Annotated in this window: 18 protein-coding genes and 1 riboswitch; of the genes, 6 read left to right on the plus strand and 12 right to left on the minus strand. The window is 44.4% G+C overall.

Features of this window, described 5'->3' with window-relative positions:
* Window position 1: 1 nt before the first annotated feature.
* The 8 genes from can to ilvG all read right to left on the minus strand — a co-directional run bounded on the left by can (window position 2) and on the right by ilvG (window position 9,397).
* A complete protein-coding gene (gene can, locus L1077_RS03690) occupies window positions 2-694 on the minus strand; it encodes a carbonate dehydratase (protein WP_237135636.1) in 693 nt (230 codons plus the stop codon).
* 14 nt (window positions 695-708) lie between these two features.
* On the minus strand, window positions 709-1,893 hold the full coding sequence (locus tag L1077_RS03695) for a methyltransferase (protein WP_237135637.1): 1,185 nt from the start codon (window positions 1,891-1,893) through the stop codon (window positions 709-711).
* Between the two features lie 79 nt (window positions 1,894-1,972).
* The gene (locus L1077_RS03700) at window positions 1,973-3,022 is read right to left on the minus strand and encodes an ABC transporter substrate-binding protein (RefSeq protein WP_237135638.1); all 1,050 of its coding nucleotides are present in this window, start codon (window positions 3,020-3,022) and stop codon (window positions 1,973-1,975) included.
* A gap of 71 nt (window positions 3,023-3,093) precedes the next feature.
* Complete coding sequence (gene ilvA / locus L1077_RS03705; RefSeq protein WP_237135639.1) at window positions 3,094-4,635, minus strand: threonine ammonia-lyase, biosynthetic; 1,542 nt, start codon at window positions 4,633-4,635, stop codon at window positions 3,094-3,096.
* Window positions 4,636-4,637: 2 nt separating this feature from the next.
* Complete coding sequence (gene ilvD, locus L1077_RS03710) at window positions 4,638-6,494, minus strand: dihydroxy-acid dehydratase (RefSeq protein WP_237135640.1); 1,857 nt, start codon at window positions 6,492-6,494, stop codon at window positions 4,638-4,640.
* Window positions 6,495-6,564: 70 nt separating this feature from the next.
* A complete protein-coding gene (locus L1077_RS03715; protein WP_039607581.1) occupies window positions 6,565-7,488 on the minus strand; it encodes a branched-chain amino acid transaminase in 924 nt (307 codons plus the stop codon).
* A 20-nt stretch (window positions 7,489-7,508) separates the two neighbouring features.
* The gene (gene ilvM, locus L1077_RS03720; protein ID WP_063356859.1) at window positions 7,509-7,751 is read right to left on the minus strand and encodes an acetolactate synthase 2 small subunit; all 243 of its coding nucleotides are present in this window, start codon (window positions 7,749-7,751) and stop codon (window positions 7,509-7,511) included.
* The gene (gene ilvG / locus L1077_RS03725) at window positions 7,748-9,397 is read right to left on the minus strand and encodes an acetolactate synthase 2 catalytic subunit (RefSeq protein WP_237135709.1); all 1,650 of its coding nucleotides are present in this window, start codon (window positions 9,395-9,397) and stop codon (window positions 7,748-7,750) included. The genes ilvM and ilvG overlap by 4 nt, the downstream gene beginning before the upstream one ends.
* 515 nt (window positions 9,398-9,912) lie before the next feature.
* On the opposite strand from ilvG, the gene L1077_RS03730 reads away from it, so the two are divergent.
* Window positions 9,913-10,791, plus strand: a complete 879-nt coding sequence (locus L1077_RS03730) for a TraB/GumN family protein (RefSeq protein ID WP_237135641.1) — start codon at window positions 9,913-9,915, stop codon at window positions 10,789-10,791.
* 56 nt (window positions 10,792-10,847) lie between these two features.
* On the opposite strand, the gene L1077_RS03735 is transcribed toward L1077_RS03730, so the two are convergent.
* Entirely contained in the window at window positions 10,848-12,602 is a 1,755-nt protein-coding gene (locus L1077_RS03735) for a response regulator (protein WP_237135642.1), read from the minus strand.
* Window positions 12,603-12,772: 170 nt separating this feature from the next.
* Window positions 12,773-12,949, plus strand: a riboswitch (Lysine riboswitch).
* A gap of 123 nt (window positions 12,950-13,072) precedes the next feature.
* Between L1077_RS03735 and dapA the strand changes: the two genes are divergently transcribed.
* From dapA to L1077_RS03760, 5 genes are all read left to right on the plus strand, one after another.
* Window positions 13,073-13,957: a 4-hydroxy-tetrahydrodipicolinate synthase gene (gene dapA, locus L1077_RS03740; RefSeq protein ID WP_237135710.1), complete on the plus strand. Its 885-nt coding sequence runs from the start codon at window positions 13,073-13,075 to the stop codon at window positions 13,955-13,957.
* A 9-nt stretch (window positions 13,958-13,966) separates the two neighbouring features.
* Window positions 13,967-14,707, plus strand: a complete 741-nt coding sequence (locus tag L1077_RS03745) for a 2,3,4,5-tetrahydropyridine-2,6-dicarboxylate N-succinyltransferase (RefSeq protein ID WP_237135643.1) — start codon at window positions 13,967-13,969, stop codon at window positions 14,705-14,707.
* Window positions 14,707-15,912, plus strand: coding sequence for a PLP-dependent decarboxylase (locus L1077_RS03750; RefSeq protein ID WP_237135644.1), 1,206 nt, complete (start codon window positions 14,707-14,709; stop codon window positions 15,910-15,912). The genes L1077_RS03745 and L1077_RS03750 overlap by 1 nt, the downstream gene beginning before the upstream one ends.
* Before the next feature lie 2 nt (window positions 15,913-15,914).
* Window positions 15,915-17,027 (plus strand): succinylglutamate desuccinylase/aspartoacylase family protein, encoded by a 1,113-nt coding sequence (locus L1077_RS03755; protein ID WP_237135645.1) that lies wholly within the window; start codon window positions 15,915-15,917, stop codon window positions 17,025-17,027.
* A 194-nt stretch (window positions 17,028-17,221) separates the two neighbouring features.
* A complete protein-coding gene (locus L1077_RS03760) occupies window positions 17,222-17,416 on the plus strand; it encodes a hypothetical protein (RefSeq protein WP_237135646.1) in 195 nt (64 codons plus the stop codon).
* Window positions 17,417-17,488: 72 nt separating this feature from the next.
* Here the strand turns inward: L1077_RS03760 and trpS are convergent, their stop codons facing one another.
* The 3 genes from trpS to rpe are packed head-to-tail and all read right to left on the minus strand — an operon-like array spanning window position 17,489 to window position 19,868.
* Window positions 17,489-18,493: a tryptophan--tRNA ligase gene (gene trpS, locus L1077_RS03765; protein ID WP_237135647.1), complete on the minus strand. Its 1,005-nt coding sequence runs from the start codon at window positions 18,491-18,493 to the stop codon at window positions 17,489-17,491.
* Between the two features lie 14 nt (window positions 18,494-18,507).
* Window positions 18,508-19,176 carry an HAD family hydrolase gene (locus L1077_RS03770; protein ID WP_237135648.1) on the minus strand — a complete coding sequence of 223 codons (669 nt, stop codon included), beginning with the start codon at window positions 19,174-19,176 and terminating at the stop codon, window positions 18,508-18,510.
* Window positions 19,176-19,868 carry a ribulose-phosphate 3-epimerase gene (gene rpe / locus L1077_RS03775; RefSeq protein ID WP_237135649.1) on the minus strand — a complete coding sequence of 231 codons (693 nt, stop codon included), beginning with the start codon at window positions 19,866-19,868 and terminating at the stop codon, window positions 19,176-19,178. The genes L1077_RS03770 and rpe overlap by 1 nt, the downstream gene beginning before the upstream one ends.
* Window positions 19,869-19,980 lie beyond the last annotated feature (112 nt).

Raw genomic sequence — 19,980 nt, forward strand, 5'->3', positions numbered from 1 at the left:
ATTACCCAGTTTGCTCGACCGCTTTATCTAAATGACGCGTGACTAACGAGAGCAAGGATTGTTCATAACTCATTGCCAAACAAGATTGAGAGCTCACGCCTGGTACCAACTCGTTAAGTAGGCCATCTGCCAACCCATAAACCCAACCATGCACTTTTAGCTGTTGCCCGCGCTGCCATGCGTCTTGCACTATACTCGTGCGACAAACATTGCGTACTTGCTCGATGACATTCAGCTCGCATAATACATCGCTGCGCTCAACCTCAGTGACTTCGCGTAACAATGCCTGATGCTTTTCTTTGATATCAACAACATGTCTCAACCAATTGTCTATCAAACCAAATTTAGCTTCCTCTAACGCCGCTTTAACACCACCACAGCCGTAATGACCCACCACCATAATGTGGCTTACTTTTAGTACCTCGACCGCATATTGCATCACTGACAAACAATTATGATCCGTATGTACCACCACATTAGCCACATTTCGGTGAACAAACAGCTCACCAGGCATTAGGTCAACAATTTCATTGGCGGGTACGCGCGAGTCAGAGCAGCCAATCCACAAATAATCTGGATTTTGCTGCATCGATAAAGTCTTAAAAAACTCAGGATCGCGGATCCGCGTGCGCTCTGCCCACTGGCGGTTGTTTTCCAATAAGTGTGCTAAGTGACTGTTGTGTTTTTGGCACATTGCTTTTCCTCGCGCTACTGGCGTTTGGTTGCCTGTATCAATAAATTCCTTGGTGTTAGTGACTTTTCACAAAACTGCTCTAGCGTCACGTCATACCCCTTTGCATGCAAATATAACATTCTATCTAGTACAAGCCACAATTCAATCGCACGCCGAAAACCATGGCGAACTAGCTCAATGCGCTCAGTCACTTTTTGCCTTGTTTGTGCCTGTAATAAATAACGCTGATAGTCGACCTGCTCAGGCAAATCGATGCCTTTTTTGTTTGCTGCCCACACACAAAAATCAGCAAATTCACCAGAAAAAATAGCCTTATTTACTGAGGGGACACTGACATAATGATCTGTCTGAGTGATGTCCCGTCGAAGCGCATCAAAAGCCAATCGCCACAGTACTTCTTTTTTGCGTACCTTGGCCACTCTACTTGGTGCGGTCACCGTCTCCTGTAGCGCTAACTTCATGTCATTATGTGTTAAACGCAGCGCACTTTGCTGGCCTTCTTCACTCATTGGTTGATATTCATCACTGGTAAACAAGTGATAACAACAAGGCGATAAGCTAATTTTCTCACAGCCCACCTTAGCTGCTTCACGCATAAAATTCTGATGTAACTTACCGCAAGCATGCAGTGCCACCGCATGTTGCGCTACTTTAAAGTGATGGCTCACAGGATCGCTCAGCACATCAGCGCAGTGAAACGTCATATCGAGCTTTTGATGCGCAGCACTCTGCGCTCCTTGCTCACATAAGTGGGCTTGCAATTCAATACTGTCTACATGCGGTACGCCCGTATAAGCTAAGATCCGCCCCAAATGCCCTTTCCCCGCACACCACTCCAATACCGGAAGTTGCCGCTCATTCAGTGCAGAGACAAAATCTTGTAATTGACCAACTTTACGCCCCTTGATGCCATTACTTAACCAAAAAGGCAGCTCAGTGCGCGGACGCTCAGTCAATGTGATCTGTGTTAACTCACTTATCTCGGTTAGCTGCGGAATATACTTTGCCAAAGCTTGCTGCAAAGCACCTTGATCCATATCCAGTGCAGTGACAGTTTGCTCATCTAATGTCGATAAATATTCGTCTAACTCAGGCCAAGGCGTTACCAAATGATCAAAGGCTAATAATTGCCAATACTGACGTGTTTCATGGAGCAGTCTATCAAGTGACTGAAAGTGTGTGATGTAAGACGAGATCATAAAATTTTATAGTTACTGCACGTAGCCTTATTGTAATCTATCATCATGATGATAGAAAACCTCTCACTAAAGCTTCCAGTCAATCCATCAAACTATAGCTTTTTCTTTGCAGTACCAAACCGATATACATAGGAACGCATAGTATACTCATCACGATAGCCAAAATGAGCATCCACGACCAATTGATGTCATTTGCGCTCTCTTCAGAGTATAAAAACGCATTTTTATGCTCATGAAAAGCCACAATATCTAAATGATATAGCTGTGCTATCCACTGCCATCTGGCCAGAGACATATTGCCAATTGGGATCCCTGGGGCTTTTATAAAAGGGACCAATTTATCAGCTTCATTCGCCAGCTCTTCAAAGCTTTTTTGCGTCGCGTAGAGCTTAGTAATTTGCAAGGCTTCCTCTAAATTCGCCAGCGCATAGCGCCACCCTCGCAAACTTGCACTACGAAATTTGGCTACCATTTCAGGTCGATACTTATAAACATCTTCCGAGGTAAATAAAATATCCGCATAAACATTGATGCCATAGTGCTTTGGACAGATCTGCCGTGTTGCTATGCCTTGCTGTGCCATTTTGAATGGTTCATTAGACACATATACTTGCAGCGCATCAAACTGGCCTGCTTTAAAGTCTTGCAAAGGAGACAAGCCAGAATAAATTGGCAACTGGCTGACATCGATTCCCGCACGCTCTAATATCAAAACTAACTCGGCACCTTCGGTACGCCCCAAGTGACTAATTTTTTTACCTTGAAAATCTTTTGGGGAATAAATATCACTGTCCGCTCGTACCATCCAACAATAAGGCGAAGACTGAAATACCGAGGCCAGTGCAATTAAAGGTTTACCTTGCATACGCTGCTCTAACAGCCCCGAATGTGTAACACCAAACTGTGCTTGACCTGATAGTACTTTAAATTGCTCATCAGGCTGATGCTTTTGTGCAGGGACAATATTCACGTCTAAACCAGCTTGTCGATAAAAGCCTTTTTGCTTAGCAACATAATAACCTGCAAATTGAAATTGGTGGATCCACTTAAGTTGAAGTGTGACAGGCTCTAAAACGGATGCATGGACACTGGTGCAAATGAAAGCAAATAAATAAAAGCAACGAAGCATAGGCTGTCCTTAGAGAGTCTATCAATGAATATAGAAGTCAAAGGACAGAAAGAACAGAAATTGTGATTAATTCATCCCACTTTACGTGCAAAATCTTGTTCAGATTTAAGGTATTGGGAAAAACATGGATTACTTGTTTCATCTCGATAGTCGTATCCCAAGCGCCCTAAGTGCTCTTCAAATTTTGCATACTCTTGCGGTGCCATTTCAAACCCCGCCAATACATGACCCTTTGCAGCGCCATGATTGCGATAATGGAACAAGGTGATATTCCATTCACAACCTAAAGTCTCTAAAAACCTGAGTAGTGCACCGGGGTATTCTGGAAACTCAAATCGTAATAACCGCTCTTGGATCTCAACCGGCGGCTTGCCTCCTACCATATAACGAATATGCAATTTGGCCAGCTCGTTATTTGACAAATCGGTAAACTCATACCCATTTTCAAAGAAACTTGAGGTTAACTCTTGTAACTCTTGCTCAGCGTTTCGTAGCCCAACCCCGACAAATATTTGTGCTTTTGTACCACCTGCAAAGCGGTAGTTAAACTCAGTGATCGCACGCCCACCCAAAGTTTGGCAGAACTGCTTGAAACTGCCTTTCTGCTCATCAATGGTCACACCAAATAACGCTTCACTTTTTGCACCCAGCGCTGTCCGCTCAGCAATATATCGTAAACGATCAAAATTGAGATTTGCCCCAGAAAGCACAGCCGCTAAAGAAAGTTCAGAATCGCTCTGTGCTATGCTCCACTTTTTTAGTCCAGCTAACGCAACCGCGCCTGATGGTTCTGCAATTGCCCGTGTTTCAACGAAGATATCTTGCACTGCTGCGCAAATTTCGTCGGTTGAGACCAGTATCACTTCATCGCAATACGTCTGCGCAAGTCGAAATGTTTCTTCACCGATCCGCTTCACCGCGATCCCGTCAGCAAAACATCCAACTTGCTCCAACTCCACAGGCTTACCTTGCTGCATTGCTGCATGCAAACACGCGCTTTCCGCCGCTTCGACGCCAACCACACGTATATCCGGGCGCAGGGATTTAATATATACCGCCATGCCGGCTAGCAGCCCGCCGCCGCCAACTGGGATAAACACTGCATCTAACTTGTCTAATTGCTGCATCATTTCACGTGCAACTGTTCCCTGACCAACAATCACGTCTTTATCATCAAACGGTGGCACAAATACGCCCCCTTTTTGCTGACATAAAGATTGTGCATACGTATTCGCTGCATCAAAGTGGTGACCATGTAATACAACATGTCCGCCCAAATTACGTACTGCATTCACTTTTATTTCAGGGGTCGTCACAGGCATAACAATGGTTGCCTGATGACCTAGATGGGCAGCACTCAGTGCCACCCCTTGCGCATGATTACCTGCTGACGCCGTGATCACATGAGAATGCGCAGGCAGTTGGCGCAACTTATTGAATGCGCCTCTGAGTTTGAAAGAATAAACAGGTTGTTGATCTTCCCGCTTAAGCCAAACTTGGTGCTTGAGCCGTTCTGATAACCCTTTTAAGTGACTCACATCCGTTTGCTTCACCAGAGGGGCCATATTCGCTTGAATAATAGCCCGAAAGTAATCTAGCTCTTGTGCCACCATCGCTAACTGAGCTCCTCTAATTTCTCTAAATCACGCACAGCCCCTTTGTCTGCACTGGTTGCCAGCAATGCGTATGCTTTTAATGCAGGCGTCACGACTCGTTCGCGATCAACTGGCTTATAAGCCTCTTTACCGCGCGCAAGTTGCTTCTCTCGACGCAGAGCAAGCTCAGTGTCATCGAGTAACACATCAATGCCACGTGTATGTATATTAATCGCTATCAAATCGCCATTTTCAATCAATGCCAATGTGCCTTCGCTCGCAGCTTCCGGAGAAACATGACCAATTGATAAACCTGAGGTGCCTCCTGAAAATCGGCCGTCGGTAAGTAACGCACAGTCTTTATCAAGGCCCATGGATTTTAAGTAACTGGTTGGATAAAGCATTTCTTGCATGCCCGGACCGCCCTTTGGACCCTCATAGCGGATCACCACGACATCGCCCTTTTTCACCTGACCACCCAAGATCCCCTCAACTGCATCATCTTGTGATTCATACACCACCGCAGGGCCTGTGAATTCCAACATTTCATCCACTACCCCAGCACTTTTCACGATACAGCCATCAGGTGCAAGGTTGCCGGTTAAAACCGCAAGGCCACCATCTTGACGAAATGCATGCTCAGCACTGCGAATACACCCGCCTTCTCGGTCCAAATCTAATGTATCCCAACGGTATTCTTGGCTCATTGCTTGCGTTGTACGGATCCCCGCAGGGCCTGCACGATAAAACTTTTGCGCTTTTTCATTATTGCTGTCATTGGCATCCCAACGCGCTAAGACATCACCCAATGTGCCACCCGCCACATGGCCCACACTCAGGTCTAACTTATCTGCTTTTGCCAGCTCATTTAATATCGCCATGATGCCACCAGCACGGTGCACATCTTCAATGTGATACTGCTGCGTGGCTGGTGCTACTTTACATAGGAAAGGCGTATTTCTTGATAACTGGTCAATGTCCGCCATGTCAAAATCAACTCCCGCCTCTTGCGCAGCAGCCAAAATATGTAACACCGTATTTGATGAGCCGCCCATCGCGATATCGAGTGTCATCGCGTTATTAAACGCCGCTTGATTGGCGATATTACGCGGTAAAACTGCCTTATTATCTTGGCGGTAATATTCATCACACAGTGCAACAATGCGCTTTGCTGCCCCGTTATATAATTGCCCTCTGTCTTTATGCGTCGCAAGGGTTGTACCATTGCCTGGTAATGCCAAACCTAGAGATTCAAGCAGACAGTTCATTGAATTGGCAGTAAACATGCCCGAACACGAGCCACATGTTGGGCAAGCTGAACGCTCAACCTGCTCAGAATCTTCATCACTGACTGTCGGATCTGCGCCTTTTACCATGGCGTCAACTAAGTCCAACTTTAAGTCAATGTCTGCAAGACGGGTTTTACCCGCTTCCATTGGCCCACCCGATACAAAGATAACGGGAATATTTAACCTTAAAGCTGCTAATAGCATCCCCGGTGTGATCTTGTCACAGTTTGAAATACACACCATGGCATCCGCACAATGCGCATTGACCATGTATTCTACTGAGTCCGCTATGAGATCCCTTGATGGTAGAGAGTACAGCATCCCGCCATGACCCATGGCGATACCATCATCAATCGCGATGGTATTAAATTCACGAGGTACGCCACCAGCTTCACGGATGGCATCTGCCATCAAATCGCTCAGTTGGTTGAGGTGAACATGACCAGGTACAAATTGTGTATACGAATTGACGACCGCGATCATCGGTTTGTGAAAATCTTCATCCGTCATTCCTGTCGCACGCCAAAGCGCTCTTGCGCCTGCTCGTTTGCGTCCTTCAGTCGTTGTTTTACTGCGTAACTTAGCCATGTTGACCCCTTTTTATTTAAATACCGATGCTCGGTAAACCCTCATTCCCAAAAAATAAATACTCTCAGTACTAGCTGTTTACGTAATCTAACCAGCCCTGAGGATCGCTTGATTGCCCTTTCACTAAATCAAAATAGGCTTGCTGTAATTCTGCTGTGATTGGACCGCGTTGGCCTTCACCCACTTGAATTTGATCAACACTGCGCACAGGTACTACCTCTGCAGCAGTCCCTACCATGAAAAATTCATCAGCAAGATACAGTGCTTCACGGGCAATAGGCTCTTCACGTACTTCATAACCACGCTCTTTGGCGAGATGAATAATCGTGTCGCGCGTCAGGCCAGGCAAAATACAAGCGGTTGTAGGTGGTGTATAAAGCACACCTTTTTTAACCACAAATAAGTTCTCACCCGCGCCTTCGCTCAAATAGCCATTCACATCTAGCGCAATACCTTCTACATAACCGTTGCGCTTTGCTTCACCTGAAATCAGCTGAGATGATAGATAGTTACCGCCGGCTTTTGCTGCTGTCGGCATCGTATTTGGGGCAAGTCGACTCCATGAAGACACACAGACATCAACACCTTGTGCCAAACTATCCTCACCTAGATAAGCACCCCATTCCATTGCTGCGACCGTGACATCCGCACGATGTGATTTTGGATTAAGCCCTAAACCAACATGCCCTAAGAACGCAAACGGTCTTAAATACGCGTTGCTAAAACCATTTTCTTTTACTGCCTGCTTACACGCTGTTTTGATCTCTTCTTTTGTAAACGGGATCTCCATGCGATAAATTTTTGCTGAATCAAATAAACGTTGGATATGATCATCTAAGCGAAAAATAGCCGGACCATTAGGCGTTTCATATGCGCGGATCCCTTCAAAAACCGAGCTGCCATAATGCAGTGCGTGGCTCAATACGTGCGTTGTTGCTTCTTGATAAGGGATCATTTCGCCGTTGTGCCAAATTAATTCAGATGTTTGTGTCATTCTTATAAACCTTAATTTTGTTATATTGCCTGCTGCTGTAATGTATGCAAATCAACTGATTGCACATCCACTAGCTTATTTAATTGTGACGTTAATAGATAGATAGGCTTGTCACTATCTACCGTCATTTTGACGTGAAACAGTTCGTCCTGGCCCTCTAATTGAAGCTGCATCAAACGAAACCCTCGGTGACGTGCCACACGCAAGAAACGCTCAACAGCCACGCTTTGATTTTTTACAGCTACAGTTAATTGATGTTTCATTGTGTATTCTCCGTTAACATTTCATCGTTTGCCGCACCCGGCGGAACCAGTGGCCATACATTTTCTTTATCATCAATACACGCGTGTAAGATGTAAGGCCCTTCACTATTTACGAGTTGTTCAATTGCACCATCGACTTCAGATGCATGGGTAATGGTTTGCCCTGGAATGCCAAATACAGCAGCAAGTTGCACAAAATCAGGGTTGTCAGATAAATTTGTTTCACTATATCGCGCTGAGAAAAATAGCTCTTGCCACTGCCTCACCATACCTAGTCTTTGGTTATCTAAAATCACAATCTTAACCGCAAGATTGTTTCTTCTGATGGTGGCCAGTTCCTGAATATTCATCATGATAGAACCATCGCCAGATACGGTGATCACCATGTTCTCTGGACGTGCTATTTTTGCGCCAATGGCTGCTGGCAGGCCAAACCCCATGGTGCCAGCGCCACCGCTGCTAAGGTGATTACTCGGATGGGCAAACTTCATATGCTGCGCGACCCACATTTGATGCTGACCGACATCACAGCAAACCACAGTATCGCTAGGAACATCCTGACTGAGCTTATTCAGTAAATACGGTGCGAATACTTTCTCCCCTGGGTAATCATATCGCCACGCATGTTCTTGTTTCATGCGGCTGATATGCGCTCGCCATGCTGCTGGGGCCAATACACCTTTGAGCAAAGGTAAAGAGGTATTCAAATCCGCCACCAATGACGCCGCCGCTGGCTTGCGTTTTCCGATTTCTGCCGCATCAATGTCGAGATGTATCACTTTTGCTTTCGAGGCAAATTTAGCCAAATTACCAGTTACTCGGTCGTCAAAGCGCGCGCCAATACACACCAATAAATCACACTCTTGTACGGCTAAGTTTGCCGCTTTTGTGCCGTGCATACCCAGCATGCCTAAGTCATATTCATATTCAGGCAATACACTACCAAGGGCTTTTAAAGTCGACACCGCAGGCATATTGGTCTGTGCTAAAAATGCCATCAAGGCAGGCTGTGCATCGGCGCTGTGAACACCACCACCAACATACGCCACAGGCTTTTGCGCTTGTTGTAGCAACTCATTGGCTAAGCCCAGTTCATGCAAAATAGGTTCGTCTTGAGCCTGTACTTGCGCAGTCCATGGCGAAAACGGCACCAAGGCTTGTTGTATATCTTTTGGAATATCAACCAATACTGGGCCTGGGCGACCAGAGACAGCCAAATGCATTGCTTGCTGAAGCACTTCAGCAAGCTCTTCGGCGCGCTCGACCATAAAGCTGTGCTTGGTACAAGACAACGACATGCCTAACACATCCACTTCTTGAAACGCGTCTGAGCCAATCGCCGCTGTGGGTACTTGGCCTGTGATAGCCAGCAGAGGAACTGAGTCCATCATGGCATCCGCCAATGCGGTCACCAGATTTGTTGCCCCAGGTCCTGACGTGGCAAAACACACCCCTAACTTACCTGTACTGCGTGCATAACCGACCGCAGCAAATCCAGCACCCTGCTCATGGCGCGTTAAATAATGCTTCAGTGGTGCACCATAAAGCGCATCGTAAATCGGCATAATTGCCCCACCGGGGTAACCGAATACGTCTGAAATACCTTGTTTAACAAGGATATCAATCACCATTTGTGCGCCTGTCATTGTTTTGCTCATTGCCCTTTGCTCTGTTTTTTTGCCCTAAAACGAAAAAGCCCCCCGAACTTTTCAGTGCGGGGGGCTCTCAGCTGATTCTTTTCTTACAGCACTACGAAGCCCCCGCGGTAATAATAATCACCACGTTGATAATCACGACTAGTAGCGTTGCTGTTAGTAACATAAATCTAAATCCAAAATTAAACTGTGCTTGATGCCATTTTTCGGCAGAACTATTCTTACTGCCTGTGCTTTATTCTATTAGTAACCCGCGATAGCCGACAAGTCAACCATAAAAACTATGCTAAATAAATGTCACAAAACCACAATAAAGAAAAACAAAACCCCAAAAACACGCCATAAAGAATTAAATATTCAACTCAATTAAAATAACTTTGGAAATGACAAATCGTCTCAAAAATATCGATGACAATTATGCGCATCATGTTTTTGTATTAAATTTTTGTGATTTACATCAGCAATTGATTATGATGTTAACTCCAAGATTAAAAAGGACCGCTGCAGTGAAACATATTTTGCCTTTCAAATTACTTATCTCATTTTGCTTATTAGTGCTTTTTAGTACTATGAGTTACGCCTCTCCTGCGCTTTGGAGTGTCGAAAAAAATGGCGTAACATCTTACCTATTCGGCACAGTACATGTCGGGGATCCAAGTATGAAGGGTCTACCTGATAAGGTTAAAAACGCAATAAAGCAATCAGAACGTACTGTAGTTGAACTTAATATCAATGCGCTCTCCCCGTTTGAAATCCAAAATAGAACAGCTGCATTTATTGCCAACTCAAACAGCCGCCCCTTGCCACAAGCGCTTTCTAAAGAGGTCTATCAGCAGCTAAAAATTTATTTCTCCAAACGCGATATCAATATCGCGCTATTTGATAGCATGCCGGCATGGACTGTTATCTTGACTATGGTTCAACTTGAATATCAAAAATCTGGATTTAGTGACACATATGGTATTGATAAGCAGGTTATTGCCTATGCCAACCAACACAATAAACAGATTAAAGAATTGGAAGTATTTGAACAACAACTAGAAATGTTCAGCCATGTCGCCATATTCAGTGATGAAATGGTCACGCAAACTCTATCGCAAATGCAGGATTCCGATGGCTTTATTAAAGAAATGATCAACGCATGGAAAACAGGTAACGATAACAAATTAGCCAGCTACTATGATTTAAGCTTTGATGACTCAAAATATGCACGCCTTGCCGAGCAAATCTTAGTGATCGATCGCAATCATACTTGGGTGCGCACACTAGTGCCCGATATGAAGAAGACTTCACATTTTATTGCTGTAGGTGCACTGCATTTACCAAAAAAAGACGGGCTCATTGCACTTCTAAAAACACAGGGCTTTACTGTTAAGCGAATTTAGAGCATAAAAATGGGTGTATCCATCTTGCACCCATCACTATGTTTTAAAAAGCTGCTTTACAGTGTATTACTGGCCATTGAAGGCATAATCAAAATTTCAACTTTCTCTTGCAGTGCTTGCAAATCCACAGGTTTAAACAAATGTGTATTCGCGCCGAGCTCATAGACTCTGCTAACCGCTTGCTCTGAGGTATTGGCCGTAAGCACTAATATCGGCACTTCAAGCCCAAGATTATGCCTGATCATTTTTATCGCCGTAAAACCATCCATGATCGGCATATTCAAATCCATCAGCACTAGGCTAAAGTCTTGCTTTTGCAGCTCAGACAACGCTTCTTGCCCATTGACGACATGCGCAACTGATAATCCTAGCTTTTCAAGCAAAGCCACCACAACGCGGGCATTGAGTAAATTATCCTCCACCAGCAATACAGGCACTTCGCGCCTTTCTATAATTGAGCTAGGCGGTGATTGTTTGACAATTTCAACAGGTAGCTCTAACAGCACTTGCGTGCCATGTGGCACGTTATCAGAAAAAACAATTTTTCCGCCAAGCATAGTGACAATCAATTGCGCACGCGTTAAACCCAATTGCATGCCTTGAAAGTTTTCCTCTTCATCAATTTTTGCTTGTGATTGCGCAATACCCGGGCCAGTGTCAGAGATAATGCATCTAAAAATACCTTCACCACTTTTTGTCACGATACAGTCTGCTTCTAAACTCACTTCGCCATATTCCGTATATTTCACGGCATTATCTAAAATTTGCCCAACCAGCCAAGCGGTGCGATTATGATCGCACGCCACAGCTTTAGAAAGCCCTTCCCCTAAATCAATATTAAACAAGACGGACTTCTGTTGTAGCAATGGCTTATAAATTGCCACAGCATGAGAAATGGTCTCACACAGACAGGCAACTTTGCTCTCTAACTTGATGTCTTTGTGCTCCGAAAGCACGTTATAATCATCTATAGACGATAACAAAATATTAAGTTGCTTAGCGGCATGCTCTACAACTTCTAAATGCGCAGCTTTCGCCGATTCTTTAAACAAAGTTAAATAGCCCATAATCGCTTGCAATGGCGTGCGCATTTCATGACTCGCTCTGGCCAAAAACTCACTTTTACTGCGCTTTAAACGGTTTGCTTCTAAGCGTAACTTCTGTAAGTGCGCAATCTTATTTTGAATGCTTTGCTCCATGGGATAAAAAATCCAGCGGGCTTCTAATATCAAGATTAATAAGCCAAAAATCCAAATAAAGAGCTCAACATTTTGTAACTTTTTAACCTTGTCTGTTGCAACCAGTTCATGCAGAGTCACCGCTTGATCTAAATATACCAAGAGCTCACTGGCACGAGTTTGAACCTGGATCAGACGCTCTACTTTTAACTGGCCTAATAAAGCTTGTTTATGTGCTGATTCAACCAATACGATAAACTGATCTACGCGTGTTGCTAACGCAACGGGTTGCTGAAAATAAAACGCCTGTAAATCAGCGGATAAATGGACATATTTTTGCTCAGATTGCTGCAGTAAAAAAGCTTGATTTTCAGCCATCGTACTCAATGTATCACGCAGCATTTGCTGCTCATCAAATGCGCCTGGGTGCTGTCTGATGTATTCAGCACCTAATAGCAATGCAGCCTTTTGCGATAACATTCTCTGCATCCCAGCAGTATTAATTACCCGAGCACTGGCCGCTTGCTGAGATAACAGCACTTGCATCGTCGCCATAGCAGTTGTGATCACTATCATCATGATAGAAATGGCAAGTATGTATCTAAAACGAAAGGTTTTCAGTATTTTAAGCAACCGATTGTCTCCTTGTTGGATGCAAAAAACAATGGTGAAGCGCACAGCTTTTATATCCAAGTGTAGCTTAATTTTCATCTTTTACAGATTGATGCTTGACACCTAGATGGCCAAAATGTTTCAATTTGCGCTGACCCTAATATCGCAAAATAGCTTTATAAGCTGTTTTGAGGGCTGGAAGAGGTGCGTTATTCAGGTAGCTAGGTTGAGGAGAGCAAACTCCGTCGACATCTAGTGAGGGGAATTAACGCCGAGAAAAAATCATTTTTGCTGAGTGATTTTTTCGGGCGCATGGGCTGAATCCCTGCGACTGTCACCAACATATTTGGTGGAGAGCTTCTGGTCTTAGAAAGATTAAGGCCGAGCCTTATTCTATTTTAAGTCCATTGCTCTTCGAATTTTAATTGTTCGGAAGCTGGACTTCATATCTTATGTCCCACTTCTCCGAGCAGCATTTAAGTTCGGTAGAGATGAAATCTAAATACAACTTATCTGACTACCCGTTGTGGACTGCGCTTGTTACGCCGTTCGACGAGAATAATCACGTTGATTTTGCAACATTAACGCAGTTGGTACATGCGCAGCAAGATGCGGGTAACGGCATCCTGTTACTTGGCAGTACCGGAGAAGGTCTTGCACTTTCTGCTCAAGAGCAACGCGACATCGTTCGCTTTGTCTGCGATCTTTCACCCAATGTACCTTTGATGGTGGCCATCGGCGGATATGATCTCGCACTCCAATTAGAATGGGTTGAGTTTTGTAATACGCAACCCGTCGATGCATTTTTAGTTGGCTCACCTTTGTACGCCAAGCCCGGCAACGTCGGTCTGACTCACTGGTTTAAAACATTGCTAGATGCGAGTAACCACCCTTGCATGTTATACAATGTACCGAGTCGAAGCGCGGTTTCAATTAGCCCAAATGTAATCGAGAATTTATCTTCACATCCAAACCTATGGGCGCTTAAAGAAGCGAGTGGCGACATTGCCACATTTGAATCATTCCGAAAAGCCTCCCCTGAGCTTGCAATTTATAGCGGTGATGACGGTTTGATGCCTTACTTTGCGCAAGCGGGAGCTGCAGGCCTTGTGTCTGTTGCTGCCAACGCGTGGCCACAGCAAACTGCGGAGTTTGTAAAGCGCTCTTTAGCGGGCACCTTTCCAAATTTATTTACTACCTGGACAGATGCCGTAAACAGCTTATTTAGTGTTGCTAACCCAATCCCAGTCAAAGTGTTAATGCACTTACAGGGCCAGTTAGAAACACCGCGCCTGCGCCCACCACTGACACACTTAGAACTCAGTGACACCACATTTATTAAAACCGCAAATTCAACAATTTTATCTTGGAGTTAAGGAAGTATCATGAGCTGGTTAACCCTATTAAACAATCTAGAAAACGGCACTGTTCGCGCAGCAACACAGGATGAGCAAGGCAATTGGCATGCAAATGTCGAAGTCAAAGAAGGGATCTTAGAAGCGTTTAGAAATGGCACAAACATCGAATACCCTGGTGGTTTTGTAGATAAAGATAATCTAGCGCCACAAGGCTTTGCTGCTGAAGCAGGCGTACGTATGGTACCAGGTGGAAGCAGTGTTCGTCGCGGTGCTTACGTCGCAGCGGGTACCATCATCATGCCACCAGCCTATGTCAACATTGGCGCGTACATCGACGAAGGTACTATGGTGGACAGTCATGCTCTGGTTGGTTCATGTGCACAAATTGGTAAAAATGTTCACCTTAGCGCAGCAGTGCAAGTCGGTGGTGTATTGGAGCCTGTTGGTGCTAGCCCAGTTGTTGTCGAAGACGATGCGTTCATTGGCGCAGGCTGTGTACTTGTTGAGGGCGTAGTCGTCAAAAAAGGGGCTGTACTCGCACCTGGTGTTCGTCTCTCTGCCAGCATCCCTGTGTATGACTGTGTGAACGAACGTACACTAGACAAAGGCGAAGCCATTCCTGAAAACGCCATCGTCATCCCAGGCTCTCGTCCAGCAAAAGGCGAATGGGCTCAACAGCAAGGTCTCAGCTTATCGTGTGCATTGATTGTTAAATATCGCGATGACCAAAGTGACGCAGCACTTGAGCTAGAAGAGGTACTTCGCTAATGCCAGCTTTGAGTACGCCAGTAAAAGATGCCATTACCGCTTTGACACAGAGCCAACATGAGCCATTTTATCTTTACGACCTAGATGCATTGCGCGCGCACTTGCAGCAATTAACCGACCAATCTGTAGTGAAACTATGGTATGCCGTTAAAGCAAACCCGTTATCAAGTGTTATCCAAACACTCGATCAGGCTGGGTTTAACTTTGACGTTGCAAGCAGCGGAGAATTACAACAAGTGCTCGCACAAGGTATCGACCCAAAACGCGTACTCAACACTGGACCTGCCAAGTCCAAACGTCAAATTGAGGCCTTCTTAACACAAGGTGTAAACACCTTTGTCGCGGAAAGCCTCAACCAAGTGGCTTGGTTGCAAGAAGCAGCCAAGCGACACAATACAACATTGCGTATTTTACTGCGCGTTCAACTGCGCTGGCCTGATAACGAAAAGAACCCGTTAGGTGGAGATAGCTTGACGCCCTTCGGTCTAGGCACGCAAGAGTGGTCTTCACTGGTCGTGACTGACTTTCCTAATTTAGATGTTGTTGGTTTACACATTTTCCAATGGGGAAATATGCTTGACGCTGATAAACTATCCTTGCTTTGGCAGCAAATGGTTGACCCATTACTGACACTTGCGCAGCAACTCAACATTCATTTGCGTGTGCTCGATCTCGGTGGCGGCCTAGGTATCCCGTATGATGAAGGTCAGTCTGACATTAATTGGCAAACCGTTTTAACCAGCTTAGAACGCATAAAAACACAAACGAACATTGATGAGCTATGGATGGAACTTGGCCGCTTCGCAGTCGGTGAATGTGGCTACTATGTCAACCCAGTTATCGAACAAAAACAGAACTACGGTAGCAATCAATTAATTTTGGCTGGGGGGATCAATCATATTTTACGTCCAGCGGTTACTGCACAGGCGTTTCCTGCCACGCTACTACGTGACAGTGAGCACAACTCAGTGCCTTTTACTTTACATGGCCCTCTTTGTACTGCACTAGATCACCTCGGTGAACATACATTGCCAGAAGATATCAATGAGCATGACTGGATTGTATTTAGCCAATGTGGCGCCTACGGCTTCACTGAAAGTATGCCTTATTTTCTGTGCCACACGCTACCCAGTGAATACGTTTATCAATCGGGTCAAACTCGATGTGTTAGACCGCCATTAACGCCTGAGAATTACTTGAGGTAACCATGAATCAGATCAATCAAACATCCTTTCAAGTTGCTGAGCTTGCAAATGGTCAAGCCATGTCTATCCCTGTATTTACAGTTGGCGATAAAAGTACGGGCCCTCATGTTTATATACAAGCCAATATGCATGGCGCTGAAGTGCAAGGCAATGCCGTGATCTATGCACTTTTAGAAAAGCTCAAAACAGCTCGGCTGTCTGGCTCTATTACCTTGGTTCCCTACGCCAACCCAATTGGCTGCAATCAAAAGTCAGGAGAGTTTACCTTAGGTCGCTTTGACCCAATCACAGGTGAAAACTGGAATCGCATGTATCATGACCATACGCATCTGGTAGAAGAGTTTGCGATACGTCATACAGCATCATCTGAACAAGAGATCCGCAGTGAATTTAAAAAATTATTGATTGAAAAAACGGATGAGCTACTTAATCAGCCTTTTCACACAATGAAAACAGGCAAGCGGATCGCGGTTAATTTACAACGTCTCGCACACGAAGCGGATTTTGTATTGGATTTACACACTGGCCCCATTTCTTCAAAGCACTTATATTGTCCTGAGTACGCGCAAACTAGTGCGAACCATTTCAATATTCCACATACATTGCTGATCCCCAACGAATTTGATGGCGCAATGGACGAAGCCTGTTTCTGCCCTTGGTGGACACTAAGTGAAACCCTCAAAAAACACGGTAAGCAATTCGATGTGAGCAATGAAGCGTTTACAGTGGAACTCGGCTCTCAAGAGCATATCGACCTATCAGAAGCACAGCTGGATGCAGACAGTATCCTGAGCTATTTGAGCCACAAAGAGGTGATCCTTGAAGGTGGCTACCAACCAAGCTCAATCAAACGTTATGCCTGTTACTTAAAAGATTATAAAGCCTTTTATGCGCCAATGGGCGGTATGGTCGAGTATGTTGCACCGCTGGGCGGACATATTAAAGCAGGCGAGACATTAGTGAATATTTTGCGCATGGACAAATATGTGCAAGGAGAAGCCTTAAACCCGATTAAGTTTGAACATGATGCCATTGCTATCTTGCACTTTGCCTCGGCAAGCGTCAATCAAGGCACAGAGTTATATAAATTATTTACTAACTATTTTGAGCTATAAAAAATTGCGTGAGAGTAGGTAGGTCTGAGACTTACTTGCTAAAGAGTGGTGAAATCTCATCACTCTTTTTTCCCCTGATAACACTCCATTTATCCCTCTTCATTATTTAACTTCTTTTGAATTTTTATCATTTTACTTTCGATTAAAATTCAATCAACCTGATATTCTTTTGATACAGCTAAATAAAGGAAATAATGATGAAGCTAAATAAAAAGCACCTAAAGGCACTTTCACAAGATAAACGATTGCTCCCTAATGAAAACACGCCACATATCGCAGGCGGCACAGGTTCTTGGCCTACTCCCGCAACAACCACCTTTAGAAATAGAACATGTCCAACAGGAGATGCGTGTAAAACTAATCAGGGTATCTACTGTGTAACGCGCTAATTAACGCCTAAAACTAAAAAAGCCAAAGTACGTCTGTACACTTTGGCTTTTCGATCTCGATTGCATATCGTTTTATGGGCGTGGAATAAACCCGACTGCGTCATAAACGGCTTTTAACGTTTTTTCAGCACGCTCGCCTGCTCTTTCTGCGCCGCTGCGCATGATATTATCGAGTAATGTCTGATCAGCTCGGATCTCACGAAAACGTGATTGAATAGGTTCTAGCATTTCAACAACCGCTGCAGCTGTGTCCTTTTTCAAGTGCCCATACATTTTATCTTCGTATTCTGGTACCAATGCATCGACCGGACGGCCTGTTGCAACAGACAACAAGGTTAATAAGTTTGATACGCCCGGCTTTTCTTGGCGATCAAAATAAATGCGCGCCTGCTCGTCAGAATCCGTTACTGCTTTTTTCAGTTTCTTCTCAATTTTTTTCGGTTCATCGAGTAAAAGCACAAATGCATTTGGGTTTTCATCTGACTTAGACATTTTCTTTAACGGGTCTTGTAGACTCATTACACGAGCACCTAATTCAGGAATATACGGCTCAGGCACTTTAAATACATCGCCATAAATATTGTTAAAGCGAGTCGCAATATCACGCGTAAGCTCAAGGTGTTGCTTTTGATCTTCACCAACAGGTACTTGATCAGCTTGATAAATTAAGATGTCTGCCGCTTGCAAAACAGGGTATGAAAATAAGCCAACGTTAACGTTGTTAGCATGCTTTGAAGACTTATCTTTAAACTGTGTCATGCGGTTCAATTCACCCATCTGCGCATAGCAGTTAAGTACCCAGCTTAACTGTGCATGTTCAGGTACTTGCGACTGAACAAACAACGCTGACTTTTCAGGGTCAATACCACACGCTGTATACATTGCGATGCCATCAAGAACACGCTCGCGCATCAGTGCAGGATCTTGACGTACCGTGATGGCATGAAGATCTACTAGCATAAAGAAACAATCGTGATCTTCTTGTAGCTTAAGCCACTGGTTTATGGCACCTACGTAATTGCCTATTGTCATACCACCGGTTGGCTGAATGCCACTTAATACTACTGGTTTTGTCATCTTGTTCCTTTATATCAATTTTGGTTCGTTAAAATAGGAATTATATCTGAGAACTGCTCACAGAGGTACTGCGGATTAAACTGTGATAAAGCTTCACCTTGATTATATCCATAGTTTACTGCAATCACGGATATCTCCGAGCTTTGCGCAGCTAAAATATCATTTTTGGAGTCGCCTATCATGACAACCTCTGCAGTTGAAATGCCGAGCTGCTCGCAGGCAAGTTGCAGCAGATCAGGGGCTGGCTTTTTGTTTCCATCATCTCCACATACAATAACATCAAAATGCTTTGCAATGTTAAGTTTTTGCAACAACTGTAATGTAAATGCTCTACTTTTATTCGTCACTATGGCTTTTGGCAACTCGCTCAATTCATATAAACCAATTTCAACACCTGGGTAAAGTTCAGCATGTTCACCAACTAGCGCCTGATAATGCACCTTGAAGCGCTCAGTTGCCTGCTCAATAAGCGCATCGGATAAGTGAGGGTTAATCTCAAAGTGACAGCTCAAACCGCGTTGAACTAAAACCTCTATGCCATTACCAACCCATTGCTGTACTTGACCTGGCGAGACGACTGGAAAAGCCACATCTGATAACGCTAAATTCAATGCTAAATGCATCTCTTTAATGCTATCCACTAATGTGCCATCTAAATCAAATAATATGCCTGGTAATTTCATTAGCGCACCTTCGCCAATTCTTGACGCATTGCATCAATGACTGTTTTATAATCTGGCTGATTGAAAATAGCTGAACCGGCGACGAACATATCTGCGCCAGCCGCTGCAATTTCCGCAATATTGTCAACTTTAACGCCACCATCTACTTCTAAACGAATTTTTCTGCCTGATGCATCAATGCGCTCTCGTACTTGCTTTAACTTATCAAGCGTATTGGGAATAAAGCTCTGTCCTCCAAAGCCAGGGTTCACAGACATTAATAAAATTTGGTCTACTTTATCCATCACATAATCTAAGTAGTGTAGTGGCGTGGCGGGGTTTAGCACTAAACCAGCTTCACAGCCTTGCTCTTTGATTAATGCAAGGCTGCGGTCAACGTGCTCGCTTGCTTCGGGATGAAACGTGATGATATCCGCGCCCGCTTTAGCAAAACTAGGGATAAGGGCATCTACGGGCTTAATCATCAAGTGCACATCAATCGGGGCTGTAATACCGTAATTTCTGAGTGCTTCACAAATCATCGGACCAAACGTTAAGTTCGGGACATAATGATTATCCATGACGTCGAAATGCACAACATCTGCGCCCGCCTCAATGACTCTCTCTACATCGCTGCCCAAACGCGCAAAATCAGCGGATAGAATAGATGGTGCGATTAAAAATTCTGATTGTACATTTTTTGATAAAGACATGAGATCCCCTAATTAATAGTTGCGTCGCTACTTTACCCCAATTTATCCAAGAAATACACGAATGCACAGCTAGCCAATTGCGAGTAACCAACATAGAAAAGAGATAAATCGA

Source organism: Pseudoalteromonas luteoviolacea, from assembly GCF_021654285.1.
Taxonomy (GTDB): domain Bacteria; phylum Pseudomonadota; class Gammaproteobacteria; order Enterobacterales; family Alteromonadaceae; genus Pseudoalteromonas; species Pseudoalteromonas luteoviolacea_J.